Below are 12,611 nucleotides of genomic sequence, written 5' to 3' on the forward strand. Positions count from 1 at the left end.
GACATCGTCGCCGTCATGGGCCTCAAGCAGACCACCACCGGTGAGACGCTGTGCGACGACAAGAACCCGGTCATCCTGGAGTCCATGGACTTCCCCACCCCGGTCATCCAGGTCGCCATCGAGCCCAAGTCCAAGGGCGACCAGGAGAAGCTGGGTGTCGCCATCCAGCGTCTCGCGGAGGAGGACCCCTCCTTCCAGGTGCACACGGACGAGGAGACCGGCCAGACCATCATCGCCGGCATGGGCGAGCTCCACCTCGACATCCTCGTCGACCGCATGCGTCGCGAGTTCAAGGTCGAGGCGAACGTCGGCAAGCCGCAGGTCGCCTACCGCGAGACGATCCGCGGAACGGTCGACCGGCTCGACTTCACCCACAAGAAGCAGACCGGTGGCACCGGTCAGTTCGCCAAGGTGCAGATCGCGATCGAACCCATCGAAGGAGACGACTACGCGTTCGTGAACAAGGTCACCGGCGGGCGCATCCCGCGCGAGTACATCCCCTCCGTGGACACCGGCTGCCAGGAGGCCATGAGCCTCGGCGTGCTCGCCGGCTACCCCCTGACGGGCATCCGGGTCACCCTGCTGGACGGAGCCTTCCACGAGGTCGACTCCTCCGAGCTCGCGTTCAAGATCGCCGGTTCGATGGCCTTCAAGGAGGCCGCGCGGAAGGCGTCCCCGGTGCTGCTCGAACCGATGATGGCCGTCGAGGTCACCACACCCGAGGACTACATGGGTGAGGTCATCGGCGACATCAACTCCCGCCGCGGCCAGATCCAGTCCATGGAGGACCGGCACGGCGCCAAGGTGGTGACCGGTCTCGTGCCGCTGTCGGAGATGTTCGGCTACGTCGGCGACCTCCGCAGCAAGACCTCGGGCCGCGCCAACTACTCGATGCAGTTCCACTCCTACGCCGAGGTCCCGCGCGGTGTCGCCGACGACATCGTCGCCAAGGCGAACGCCGCCTAGGGCAGCCCCTGCCCCGGAGCGCACGACGCCGTGGTGGGAGACCCGATCCGGGTCTCCCACCACGGCGTTCGCGCGTGTGGTGCCTCGGTGCCCTCAGCCCCGCGCCGCTCCCGACCGCGCGTCGAGCCGCAGGCTCTCCTCGAACCCGGGCAGGATGCCCAGTTCCCGGGCCTCGGCGAGTGTCGGAGCCGTGCGGTCGCGCTCCGACAGCAGCAGGTCGAGACCGTCCGGGAAGGGGAGGCCGAGCTCCGGGTCCAGCGGGTGGATCGCGTGCTCCCGCTGCGGCTCGTAACCCGTGGACAGCAGATAGGAGATCGTGGTGTCGTCCTCGAGCGCCACGAAGAGGTGCCCCACCCCGATCGGGATGTGGACCGACCGGCAGTCCACGGGGTCGAGCTCGACGGAGTCCCACATGCCGAAGGTGGGCGACCCGACCCTGGTGTCGACGATGAAGTCCAGGGCCCTGCCGCGTGTGCAGTAGGCGTACTTCCCCATGCCCGGAGGCACGGCCGTGAAGTGGATGCCCCGCACGACACCCCGCTTGGAGACGCTGTAGCTGGACTGCACGACGGGGTAGAGCGGCCGTCCCAGGGCCTCGGTGAACACATCCTCCTGATAGGGGGAGAGGAAGACTCCCCGGGGGTCACCGAACACCTGCGGGGTGAACTCGTAGGCCCCTTCGATCTTCAACTCGCGTACCTGCACCGGTTGCTCCTCACATCGATCGACGTACTCGGGTGGTGGGGGAAGGGCGCTCAGAACGGGCCCTGGAAGCCGGCGCTCACACTGGCCAGCCGAGGCAGCACCGCACCGGACTCCCCGCACACGTCCAGGCAGGCCGACACGATGCTGCTCGCGTTCGGGTGGAACGCCTCCTCCAGCGGATGCGACACGGGCGCGGGGCTGTCGGGCAGGGACACGCGGCGGACCGGGGCGCGCAGTGCGTGCGGGACGTGCTCGGCCACCACCGCGGCGACCTCGGCCGTGAACCCGTACCGGGCCCAGCTGGTGTCGGCGACGACGAGCCGGCCGGTCTTGGCGACGGACTCGCAGATGATCCCCTCGTCCAGCGGCCGGAGGCTGCGGACGTCGACCACCTCGACACTGATACCGCGCTCGGCCAGTTGCTCCGCCGCGCGCTCCGCCTCGTGCACCATCAACGACGCCGCCACGACGGTGACATCGGTGCCCGCGCGCGCGATCCGGCCCACCCCGAAGGGGACGGGCACCGGCTCCTCGGGCACCTCGCCGACGAGGGGGTACAGGTTGCGGTTCTCGATCAGCACGACGGGGGTGTCGCCGGTCAGGGCCTGGACGAGCATGCCCTTGGCGTCGGCGGGTGTGGCGGGCGTGGCCACGTGCAGCCCCGCGTAGTGGGCGAACGTCGCGTGCGGGCTCTGCGAGTGGGTCGAGCCCTGACCCCAGCCCCGGCCCACGACACCGCGGGTCACCACCGGCACGCCCCCCTTGTCGCCGCCGTAGGTGTAGCGCCACTTGGCCGCCATGTTCACCAGGGCGTCCATCGCCAGGAACATGAAGTCCGCGCGTACGTGCACCACGAGGGGGCGCTGTCCCGCGGCGGCCGCGCCGACGGCGATGCCGGCGGTGGCGTTCTCCGCGTTGGGCATGTCCACCACCCGGCCCGCGCCGAACCGGCGGAACGCCTCCTTCGTGGTGCCGAACGCCCCGGCCACGTCGTCGACGCCCTCACCGGCGACGAAGATCCTCTCGTCGCGTTCCATGCACTGCACGGTGGCTTCGCTGATCGCCTGCCAGTAGGTCAGGGTCCGCATGTCCGATCTCCTCTTGCCTGGAATGTGCCGCGGTCAGCGGGCCGCGGGCAGGTACGCGCCCGAGAGCAGCCCGGCGGTGTCGGGGAAGGGCAGGGCCTTGGCGCGGTCGACGGCCGCGTGGACCTCCTGGCGGAACTCGGCGCGCCAGGACTCCACCAGCGTGTCGATGCCGGGAGTCTCCCCGCGCACCGCGTCGGCGGCGCGCAGGATGGGGCAGGCCGCGGTCCAGGAGTCGATCTCCTCCTGCGAGCGGTAGCCGTGGTCGTGGTCCAGGCCGGGTCCGACGTGCGCACGCCAGCGGTAGGTCGCGAGTTCGAGCAGGACCGGGCCGCGCCCGTCGCGCGCGTGCTCCACCGCGTCGCGGGCCGCGTCCCGGACGGCGAAGACGTCGTTGCCGTCGACCGCGAGCGACCGCACCCCGCACGCCTCGGCGCGGCCGCGCACCGAGGTGCCCGGAGCGTGCCGGACCCCGAGCGGTGACGAGATGGAGTAGCGGTTGTTCTCGCAGACGAAGACCACCGGGACGCGGTGCACCGCGGCGAAGTTCAGCGACTCGAAGAACACGCCCTCGTCCGCGGCCCCCTCACCGAAGTAGGTGAGCGCGACCCTCGCTTCGCCGGCCCGGGCGAACGCCCAGCCGGCGCCCACGGCGGCGGCGATCATCTCGCCGAGGATGGCCGCCGATCCGCCGAACCCGGCGGCCTGGTCCATCACGTGCATGGAGCCGCCCCGGCCACGCGAGCAGCCCGCCTCCTTGCCGTACAGCTCCGCGACGAGCGCTTCGAGGTCACCGCCCTTGGCCAGGTACGGGGCGTGCGAGCGGTGTCCCGAATAGACCCAGTCCCGCGGGGTGGTCACCGAGCACACGCCCACCGCGGTCGCCTCCTGACCGATGGAGAAGTGCGTCGGGGTACGCATCTCCTGCTCGTCGCGGTAGTAGTCGGCGAGCACCTCCTCCACGGTGCGGATGCGCACCATGTCCCGGATCAGCCGGGCGCGGGAGGAATCCATCATCGTCACGTCCTTTCTCTGTGATGTCGTCGTGAGCGTCACTGCGGCACGACCAGGAGGCTGCGCAGGCACGCGACGAGGCTGCGGGCCTCCACGTCGAGGTAGTAGCTGTGGCGCAGCAGGGCGGAGAGCTGCCGCAGGGTCACCCAGCGGTAACCCGGCGGCTCGCCCTGGTCGTCGTCCGCCTCGACGATCAGGTAGCGGTTGCGGGTGTGGTGGAACCGGCCGCCCTCCTCGGAGAGGGTGGTGTCGAACCTGATGCGCTCCGGTCCCGCGGCGAGCACCTCGTCGAGGAACGCGGGCCGGGCCGCGGGCGGCAGGACGGAGTAGTTGCGCGGATTGCACTGCACCGTCGGCGCGAGTTCGACCGTGTCGGTGTGCCCGGGCTCGTCCTTGGCCTGCACGAGTACGTGCAGCACGCCGTCGATGCTCCGGGTCAGGAAGGCGATGAGGCCCCGCCCCCCTGCCGCGACCAGGGGCTGGGTCCAGCGGTCCACCTCGCGCCCCCGGGTCCGCACCCGGACACCCAGCACGTCGAAGAAGAGGCCGCTCTCGTGGCGGATCCTGCCGTCCTCGGTGCGCCAGCCGGCGGCCTGGTCCAACGGCACCGTCCGGGCCTGGAGTTCGCAGGTACTGCGGGCCTCCGTGATCCAGTGCAGGACCGAGGACATCGAGTGCGCGGCCTCGTCGACGCCGGCGGCGCAGGACCTGAGCAGCGCGGCCCGGAACGGGTCCCGGCCCTTAGGCGCGTCCTCGTGGAGGCCGGGGCCTTCGAGGGGCAGACAGGACAGCACGGTGCGCGCGTCCATGTTGACCACGTCGTCCAGGGCCAGCAGCCGGTGGATCTGCCCGAGCGTCATCCACCGGAAGCCGTCCCGTACGACGACGGGTTCACGGACCTCGACGACCATGTTGCGGTTGCGCTTGCGGAAGAACCAGGCGCCCTGTTCGGACTGGCGCACGTCCGCGAGCACCGTGTGCCGCCGGGCGTCGCGGAAGTACTCGACATAGGGGACCGGGCGCCCCCGGTGCGCGCCGGTGTAGTTGCTCCGGGTGGCCTGCACCGTGGGCGACAGCTGGACCCCGTTGTGATTGCCCGGTTCCATCTTGGCCTGCATGAGGAAGTGCGCGACCCCGTCGATCTCCGTCATCAGCAGGCCGAGGATGCCGGTCTCCGGCTGGTTGACGACCGGCTGGCACCACCGGTCGACAGCCGCCCCCGGACGCTCGACCGACAGGCCCTCCACGGAGAAGAAGCGGCCGCTCTCGTGGACCAGGTCGCCCGTGTCCGGCCTGCGGTGCCAGCCGGCGAGCGCGTCCAGCGGTACGGGCTCGACCTCGGCGGCGAGGCGCTCCGCGCACTCGGCGAGCCAGCGGACGCAGTCCGCGTCCGTACCCGCGCTCGTGGACAGGGTCGCGGCCGAGCGCGCCAGGCGCAGGGCCCGCGCCGCGTGCGCCGGGAGCGTGGTGGGCGACGCGGACACGGTCATCGCGCCGCCTCCGCCCACTCCTCGACGCGGCGCTCCAGCGTGGCGACGAAGTCGGCGGGGGAGGGCTGGGCCAGCTGCTCGTCCCGCATGCGTGCGGCGCCCGCCGTGAAGCGGGGCTCGTCGAGGAGCCGCGCGACGCGGTCGCGGACGGAGTCGGCCGTGGCGTCCGCGGCCGCCAGGGCGAGTCCGGCGTCCAGTTCCTCCTGGCGCCGGGCGATCATCCACGTGTCGTAGCCGTAGCCGAGGACCAGCTGGGGCACGCCGTGGTGCACGGCGGTGAGCCGTGAGCCGATGCCCCCGTGATGCACGACGGCCGCGCAGGTGGGGAGCAGGTCGTGCAGCGGAACGAAGTCCACCAGCCGGACGTTGTCCGGGAGCGGGCCGAGGCCCGCGGCCTCCTCGGCACCGAGCGTGGCGACGACCTCCACGTCCAGCGAGGCGAGCCCGCCGAGGATCTCGGCGACCGTGGTTCCCGTGTTCTCCAGCTCGTTGGAGCGACCCAGGGTCAGGCACACGCGCCTCCGGCCGGCCGGCTCGCGCAGCCACTCCGGGACGACGGAGGGACCGTTGTACGGCACGTAGCGCAGTCCCTCGACGGCGCCGCCGGTGTCGAGCCGGGTGCTGGGCACCGACGTGTCGATGGTGAACCCGCCGGTGCGCAAGCGCTCCGTCCAGGAGCCGCCGTGCCGGAGCATGACCGGCTCGAACCACTCGCGGGTGGGGTCCTCCCGGTGCGCCTCGGGCTGCTCCTCGTACCGCCGAAGGAACGCCTCGCGGGCCCGGCCGATGAAGTCGAGACCGTAGACGAACCGGGCGTGCGGCACCCCGAGGAGTTCGGCCACCACCGCGCCCGCGACGGTCAGCTGCTCCCAGACGACCAGATCGGGTTGCCAATGGCGGGCGTAGGCCAGGAGTTCCTCGATCATCGGGTCGCTGTTGATCCCGGTGTAGAGGGCGGGGACGAGCACCTTCTCCAGGCCCAGCAGCCCCTCCCAGCCCCAGGCCGACGGGTCGGACCCCGGCCAGTCGAAGGAGCCGAGGAAGTCGGAGGCTCCCGCGCCCATCAACCGGGAGTACAGCGCGGGTTCGTAGGGGTCGTCGGCATACCAGGCGGGCGTGCCGACCGGAACCGCGGTCATGCCGGCCCCGGTGGACGTCTCCGTCAGGTCCGGGTGCCCGGCGACGCGTACCTCGTGGCCGGCCGCGCGCAGCGCCCAGGCCAGGGGCAGCATCGGCTGGAAGTGCGTCGGGTGGGGCATGCTGACGAAAAGGATCTTCACGCTGGGTACTTCCTCACTGGGCCCGTCCGGTGGCGGAGGGCCGTCGTCGGTCAGCCCGAGACGACGGGGCAGGCGAGCAGGGACGGGGACACGGGGGCGGCGGTCCGGCGGACCAGGGGCCCGGTGGCAGGGCGGGGGCGGAGCGCGGCGAGCGCGAGCAGGCCCCGCGCGGCGCACGTCACGGCGAAGGACAGGGCGCCCGCGCCGGCCGCGCCCGGCACGCGTACGGCGGCCAGCTCGTCCCCGGCCCGGTCCGGATCGAAGCGGTCCGGGTCGGCGAACACCTCGGGATCGCGGTTCGCGGCCCCCAGGTGCGACACGACCCGCTCCCCGGCTTCGATCTCCTCGCCCGCCAGGACGCACCCGGTCTCCGCGGTCGCCGCTTCGAGGCGTACGGGCGGGGCCAGGCGCAGCGTCTCCAGCACCGTGCGCCGGGCGCGGTCGGGGTCCTGGTCCCACAGGTTCCGGGAGAGCCCGGGTGCACCGCCCGGCGGCAGGCCGAGTGCGACGGCGCCGGTCACCAGGTCGGTCGCCATCGACGTCCCCGCGACGGCGACGGCCAGTCCCCCGGCGGCGCCCTCGGGAACGAGTCGCCGCAGGACCGCCACGGCCCCCGCGATCTCGCGGGTGCGGGCGTGGCTCTGTGCGTAGAAGGGCGCGTCGAGTGCCCCGGCGGCGCCCGCGACGGCGGAGCGCAGGGTCTGTTCGGCGTCCTGGCCGAGCCCCCACGCGGCCGCCAGGGTGCCGACGGCCGCGTCGCGGGCGACGTCGACCAGGTCCGGCCGTTCGCCCGCCCGCTCCAGGGCCCGCTGCCAGGCCTGATCGACGTGGTCCGGCGACTCCGCTTCGGCGTCCGGCCACGGCACGCCCCCGGGACCGCCCGTCACGTCCCGGAGCGGGACGAGGCGCAGGGCGGGGGACGACTGCGCGGCGCTGACGGACGCGTGGCGCGCGGCGACCCGGTCGCCGGTGCGGCTGCGGGTCAGCGGGCGCTCGCGCAGCCGCTCCCAGTGGGCGCGGGGGTCGTCGTCGAGCCCCCGCAGCAGCGCCGCGTGGCTGTCGCCGCGTGCCGCCTCGAGCCACACCAGGGCCTGCCGCAACTGCAGTCGGCGCGCCAGACCGCGCTCGGTGGTGTCCACGCTGGGTCGTCCTTTCTTGCGGGAGCTCGGGAGCCCCCTGGTCACGGCTTGAGGAAGGGCGGGAGGGCGCACGTCGTGATCACGACGGCCCCCGCACGTCAGGTGAGTACGGCCGTGCGGGCGGCGCCGCGGCGGGCCGGGTCGCCGGCGTCGTGGCCGTGGAGCCAGTCGACGGCCGTCAACAGGTCGTCCGGGGACAGCGCCGCGAGCATCGCGTCGCGCTCGGCGGCCGCGGCGCCCTGGGGGTGGTAGAGGGCGTGTCCCATCCACGAGGAGACCTCCTGGACCCGGGCGGCGCGTTCGCCGCGCAGGGCGGCGAAGCGGGCCAGGCACCCGGCCACGTCCGCGGGCGTGCCGTCCAGCACCTCGCCGAGCACCACCGCGTCCTCCAGGGCCATGCAGGCACCCTGCGCGGCGTACTGGAGCATGGCGTGGGCGGCGTCGCCCGTCAGGCAGACGCGGCCCTCGGTCCAGGTCGCGGTCGGCGGCCGGTCGCACAGCACCCAGGTCCGCCAGTCACGGCCGAGGCCGAGCAGGGCGCGGGCCTGCGGATGCAGGGAGGGGAAGGCGGCCAGGACCTCGTCGCGGCCGGTGGGGACGCCGGCCACGGCGGTGCGTGCTCCGTCGTCGCGCGTGACGGCCAGGTTCAGCTTCTCGCCGTTCGCGATGGGGTAGTGGACCAGGTGCCAGCCGGGACCCGCCCACAGGTTCACCGTGTTCCACCGCAGCTCGGCCGGTACCTCGGTCATCGGTACGACGGTGCGGTGGATGGTGTGCCCCGAGACCCGCGGCGGCCCGTCGCCCAGCATCCGGGCGCGCACCCGGGAGCGGATGCCGTCCGCTCCGACCAGGGCGTCGGCCACCACCGTCCGCCCGTCCGCGGTGGCCACGTGGACCGCGTCGGGCGTGTCGCGGTAGCCGGTCACGGCCGTGCCGGGGTGCATGACGACCCGTTCGTGCTCCTGACAGGCACTCAGCAGCGCGCTGTGCAGGTCGCCGCGTTGCACGACGGCGTACGGATCGCCGAACCGCCTCAGGTAGGTGTCGCCCAGAGCCATCTCGGTCAGCAGCGCGCCCGAGTCCGCGTCGAGGAGGCGCAGGGCGTCCACGCGGACGGCACGTTCCTGCACCGGTCCGGCGACTCCGAGCCGGCGCAGGGCGCGGAAGGCGTTGGGGGCCAGCTGGATGCCCGCTCCCAGCTCGGCGAACTCGGCGTTGCGCTCCAGTACGTGGGCGGTGTGCCCGGCCCGGGCGACGGCGAGGGCGGACGCGAGTCCGCCGATGCCGCCGCCCGCTATGGCGATGTTCAGCACGGTGTCCACCTCGTGGTCGACGGTGACGGGTGTGTGGAGGCGAGGGCCGGCCGGTCCGTGGGGGCGTCGGCCGACGGGGCGAGCAGGGCGGCCACCGTCTCGGTCAGCACGGCCACGCCGTCCCGGCTCAGCAGCGACTCCGGGTGGAACTGCAGCGAGGCGAAGCCGGGTCCGCGCAGCCCGTGCACCTGCCCGGTGTCCGGGTCGCGGCTGATCTCCACGGGGGCGTCGAGCCAGGGGACCTCGACCACGCCGTCGGCGCTGCTCAGCGCGAAGGTGTTGTAGAAGCCCGCGACGACGTGCTCGCCGAAGTGGCTGATCTTCCGCTGGACGCCCTGGTTGGGCCGCTCGCGGCGCACCAGTTCCAGCCCGAGCAGGAGGCCGAGCACCTGGTGGCTCAGACACACCGCGAGGAAGGGCGTCGAGGTGGCCAGCAGCCGCCGCATCGAGTGACGCAGCGCGGTGATGCGGGCGCTTCCGGTGTCGCGGGGGTCACCGGGGCCCGGTCCCATGATCACCAGGTCGTACCCGCCCGTGCCGCCGGGGTCGTCGTGGCGCCGTACGTCGACCCGGAGTCCGAGGGAGCGGAGCACCACGGCGATCATCGCCGTGAAGTCGTCCTCCGCGTCCACGACCAGGACGCGCCGGCCCTCGTGCGGTCGCAGCGCGGCCGGAACGGCGGTGGTCGGCGAGAGGTCCAGCCAGAACGGTGCGAGATCCGCGTTGCGGTCCTCCAGGGCCGCGCGCACCAGCGGATGGTCGGAGAGCCCGGAGCCCGTCGCCCGGCGGGTCGTCGAGGGCCCGGCCACGCCCAGGGCGCCGAGCACGCCGCGCGCCTTGGCGTGCGTCTCGGCCACCTCCGAGTGCGGGTCCGAGTCGCGCACCAGCGTGGCGCCGACCGCGAGGCGCAGCCTGCGGTCCGTGACGGCCGTCGTGCGCAGCAGGATCGCCGAGTCCAGCGACGGGTTGCCGTTGACGTCCCGGCTGATCAGCGCGACGACGCCGCTGTAGTAGCCCCGCCCACGCGGCTCGTACTCCCGGACGACCCGGCAGGCGCTCTCCAGCGGGCTGCCGATGACCGTGGGGGCGAACATCGACTCGCGGAGGATCTCGCGGACGTCCCGGGTGGTACTGCCCTGGATGAGGTACTCGGTGTGGGCGAGGGTGGCCATCTCCTTGAGGTACGGACCGACGACCCGACCGCCCCCGTCGCAGATGCGGGCCATCATCTTCAGTTCCTCGTCGACCACCATGCGCAGTTCGGCCGACTCCTTGGGATCGGCGAGGAAGCGCATCACGTCGTCGAGGCCGGGGCCTCCGGGCGGGTAGCGCAGTGTGCCGCTGATGGGGTTCATGACGGCCGTGCCGTCGAAGAGGCTGATGTGCCGCTCGGGGGTGGCGCCGACGAAGGTCCGGTCGCCGGTGTGCACCACGAACGTCCAGTACGCGCCGCGTTCGCCGCCGAGCAGCCTGCGGAACAGGCTGAGCGCCACGGCGGGGGACCAGTCGGTGAGGTCGGCGGTGAAGGCGCGGCTGATGACGAAGTTGGCCCCCGAGCCGTTGCCGATCTCCTCCTCCAGGACCCGGCGGACGAGGGAGGCGTACGCCTCGTCGTCGATGTCGAAGTGTCCGTTCGACAGGTCGACCGGCACGTCGGGCAGCAGGGCCAGGGCCTCGTCGAGGGGGTGGGCGGCCTGGTCGGAGATGCTGAGGGCGAGCAGGGGAGAGCCGTCGTCGTGGCAGGCGAAGCCCCGTTCGACGACCTGGCGGTAGGGCACCAGGACGAGCGTCTCGTGGCCCGGTCCCGCCTCCCGCGGCCGGGGGGCCGACGGGATGTCGGCGAGCCGGGTCACCTCGCTCACGTCTCCGAGCAGGAGTTCCACCTTGTCGCCCACGGCCTCGGGGCGGTGCAGCAGGGCGAAGTCGGGGGCTTCCCCGGTGAGCACGCGGCCCAGGAGCTCCCGGAAGCGACAGTCCTCGGATGTCATCGCCTCAGTCCTGTCCGACGAGTTCCGCCGCGCCGAGTCCGGCGAGGACGGAGTCCGTGGGGAGGACGACCGAGCACCGGGCGGCGGCGTACTCCAGGGCGGACCGGTGGTGGGACTCGGAGAAGTCGGCGACGGCGTCCGCGACGAGGAAGGTCTCGACGTCGTGGGTGAAGGCGTCCACCGCCGTCATCAGGCAGCCGACATGGGCGTACACGCCGCAGATGATCAGCTGGTCGCGGCCCAGGCGACCGAGGTGCTCCCGCAGGCCGTTCCCGTGGAAGGCGCTGTAGCGCCACTTCGTGAAGACGGAGTCCGCCGCGTCGCGCGGCGACGGCGCCACCTCGTCGATGATCGCCCGGTGCTCGGGCGCCGTCTGCATGCCCGGCCCCCAGAAGTCCCTGAGCAGACCGCGCTGGCTCTCCGTCATGTCCCCCGGCTGAGCGGTGTAGACGACCGGCACGCCCAGGCTCCGGCTCCGCTCGACGAGCCTGCGGGTGTTGGCGACCAGACTGAGCGCGGGTTCCTGGCCGGCGGGGAAGGGGGCCACGAAGTAGCGCTGCATGTCGTGCACCAGGACGGCGGCACGTCGCGGATCAGGGCGCCAGGAGGCCGTGTTCGCGGGGAGCTCCTCCTGCTGCGGCATGGGATAGGGGGCGATGCCGGGTATGGCCATGGGGATGTTCTCCTGGTGGAGTCGGACCGGATGTCGTACGACCGGTGGGGACGCGGGCCTGGGGTTGCGCGGAGGCGCCTGCCGTCCGCCCGCGAGCCGGGCGGGACCTTCGGAGACCTCTCAGCGGCCCAGCGCCGCGCCTCCGTCGACCTGCAGGTCGTGCATGGTGATGTGCGCGGCCCGCTCGGACAGCAGGAACGCCACGGCGTCCGCGATGTGCTCGGGGGTGGCGAACCTGCCGAGCGGGATGCCGACGCGGAAGTCCTCCGGGGACCCGTGCAGCGACCGTTCGGGGCCGCTGTCGTCCGACCAGAGGGAGCGGAGCATGGCGGTGTCGGTCGAGCCGGGGCAGACGGCGTTGCAGCGCACGCCGTGGCGGGCGAGTTCCAGACCGAGGTTCTTGGTGAAGGCGACCGCGGCGGCCTTCGACGCGGCGTACGCGGCCATCCCGGTCCGGGGGACGACCGCCGCGTTCGAGGCCACCGTCACGATGGAGCCGCGCCCCCGCCCGGCCATGCGGCGTGCGACGGCGGTGGAGACCCGGAAGACGCCGGAGGCGTTGACCGCGAAGGTGCGCTCCCAGTCCTCCTCGTCCAGCGCCAGCACGGGGGCGGCGAGCATCACGCCGGCCACGTTGACGAGGCGGTCGATCGGGCCCAGCCTCTCCTCCACCGCGGCGACGGCCGCCTCCACCTCGGAGGCCGAGGTGACGTCCGCGGCGAACGCGGTCACCGGAAGGCCCTCGGCCCGGGCCGACCCCTCCAGTTCGGCCAGGGAGGGGGTGTCGAGATCGAGGGCGGCCACGTGGACGCCCGCCCCGGCGAGGGTGCGCACCACGGCCGCACCGATGCCACCGGTCGCGCCGGTCACCAGCGCGACGCCGCTCACGAGTGCGGCGGACGGACGTTTCCCGGTGTCTTCGCTGATCTTCAAAGCTGCTTCTCCTCACATCACTTGG

At 73.0% G+C, this 12,611-nt stretch carries 11 protein-coding genes; 1 reads left to right on the plus strand and 10 read right to left on the minus strand.

Features of this window, described 5'->3' with window-relative positions:
• Positions 1-966 (plus strand): elongation factor G (locus tag ACF09E_RS29545; protein WP_392208476.1); only part of this gene is annotated, 966 nt, incomplete at its 5' end.
• A 93-nt stretch (positions 967-1,059) separates the two neighbouring features.
• Here ACF09E_RS29545 and ACF09E_RS29550 read toward each other — a convergent pair.
• From ACF09E_RS29550 to ACF09E_RS29595, 10 genes are all read right to left on the minus strand, one after another.
• The gene (locus ACF09E_RS29550) at positions 1,060-1,671 is read right to left on the minus strand and encodes a dTDP-4-dehydrorhamnose 3,5-epimerase family protein (protein WP_392208478.1); all 612 of its coding nucleotides are present in this window, start codon (positions 1,669-1,671) and stop codon (positions 1,060-1,062) included.
• A gap of 50 nt (positions 1,672-1,721) precedes the next feature.
• Positions 1,722-2,759, minus strand: coding sequence for an alpha-ketoacid dehydrogenase subunit beta (locus ACF09E_RS29555; RefSeq protein ID WP_392208480.1), 1,038 nt, complete (start codon positions 2,757-2,759; stop codon positions 1,722-1,724).
• 33 nt (positions 2,760-2,792) lie between these two features.
• The gene (locus tag ACF09E_RS29560; protein ID WP_392208482.1) at positions 2,793-3,773 is read right to left on the minus strand and encodes a thiamine pyrophosphate-dependent dehydrogenase E1 component subunit alpha; all 981 of its coding nucleotides are present in this window, start codon (positions 3,771-3,773) and stop codon (positions 2,793-2,795) included.
• A gap of 35 nt (positions 3,774-3,808) precedes the next feature.
• Positions 3,809-5,260, minus strand: coding sequence for an NDP-hexose 2,3-dehydratase family protein (locus tag ACF09E_RS29565; protein WP_392208483.1), 1,452 nt, complete (start codon positions 5,258-5,260; stop codon positions 3,809-3,811).
• A complete protein-coding gene (locus tag ACF09E_RS29570; RefSeq protein ID WP_392208485.1) occupies positions 5,257-6,540 on the minus strand; it encodes an activator-dependent family glycosyltransferase in 1,284 nt (427 codons plus the stop codon). Before ACF09E_RS29570 ends, ACF09E_RS29565 begins: the two co-directional genes overlap by 4 nt.
• Before the next feature lie 50 nt (positions 6,541-6,590).
• Positions 6,591-7,679 carry a cytochrome P450 gene (locus ACF09E_RS29575; RefSeq protein ID WP_392208488.1) on the minus strand — a complete coding sequence of 363 codons (1,089 nt, stop codon included), beginning with the start codon at positions 7,677-7,679 and terminating at the stop codon, positions 6,591-6,593.
• 98 nt (positions 7,680-7,777) lie between these two features.
• Complete coding sequence (locus tag ACF09E_RS29580) at positions 7,778-8,992, minus strand: FAD-dependent monooxygenase (protein WP_392208491.1); 1,215 nt, start codon at positions 8,990-8,992, stop codon at positions 7,778-7,780.
• A complete protein-coding gene (locus ACF09E_RS29585) occupies positions 8,986-10,980 on the minus strand; it encodes an anthranilate synthase family protein (RefSeq protein WP_392208493.1) in 1,995 nt (664 codons plus the stop codon). Before ACF09E_RS29585 ends, ACF09E_RS29580 begins: the two co-directional genes overlap by 7 nt.
• 4 nt (positions 10,981-10,984) lie before the next feature.
• Positions 10,985-11,653 (minus strand): isochorismatase family protein, encoded by a 669-nt coding sequence (locus ACF09E_RS29590; RefSeq protein ID WP_392208495.1) that lies wholly within the window; start codon positions 11,651-11,653, stop codon positions 10,985-10,987.
• Positions 11,654-11,773: 120 nt separating this feature from the next.
• Positions 11,774-12,586, minus strand: coding sequence for a 2,3-dihydro-2,3-dihydroxybenzoate dehydrogenase (locus ACF09E_RS29595; RefSeq protein WP_392208497.1), 813 nt, complete (start codon positions 12,584-12,586; stop codon positions 11,774-11,776).
• Between the last annotated feature and the right edge of the window lie 25 nt (positions 12,587-12,611).

Source organism: Streptomyces sp. NPDC014891 (genome assembly GCF_043081085.1).
In the GTDB taxonomy this organism is placed as follows: Bacteria; Actinomycetota; Actinomycetes; order Streptomycetales; family Streptomycetaceae; genus Streptomyces.